This window comes from Herpetosiphon sp., assembly GCF_003512625.1.
GTDB classification, from domain to species: domain Bacteria; phylum Chloroflexota; class Chloroflexia; order Chloroflexales; family Herpetosiphonaceae; genus Herpetosiphon; species Herpetosiphon aurantiacus.
Genome location: NZ_DOPT01000012.1, coordinates 27,133 through 27,568 on the forward strand (window position 1 = coordinate 27,133; position 436 = coordinate 27,568).

The window sequence follows — 436 nt, forward strand, 5'->3', positions numbered from 1 at the left end:
AAGAGAGAGGAGAAGGTTTGAATATATAGTACCGCAGCAATCACTCTCTGTCAAGAGGGTTTTTCGTGTTTTAGTCACGCAATGTTGCAAATTCGCCACAAATTAGTTGCTTTGAGTTTCCATGCCCGCCCAAAAAGCTTGGAGTTTTTCGCGGACTTTGGCATGTTCAGGTAATTCCAATTCAGGATCAAGTTTCAATATTCGCTCAGCTTCAATCCGCGCCGCATGCAGCAAGCGCGTATCGGTCAACTGGGCAACTTTAAGATCAGGCGTGCCGCTCTGGCGAATACCAAAAAACTCACCTGGCCCACGCAATTCAAGGTCAATTTCAGCCAAACGGAAGCCATCTTCGCTCTCTTCCATCGACGAAAGCCGCGCCACGGTTACATCGTTATCTTCTTTATCGCTGACCAAAACGCAGAACGATTGATGGCTG

The 436-nt window shown here is 47.5% G+C and carries 1 pseudogene; it reads right to left on the reverse strand.

What is annotated here, in order from left to right:
* Nucleotides 1–102: 102 nt before the first annotated feature.
* Nucleotides 103–436: pseudogene (locus DEF47_RS02395) on the reverse strand (ATP-dependent DNA helicase RecG); the annotation flags it as partial.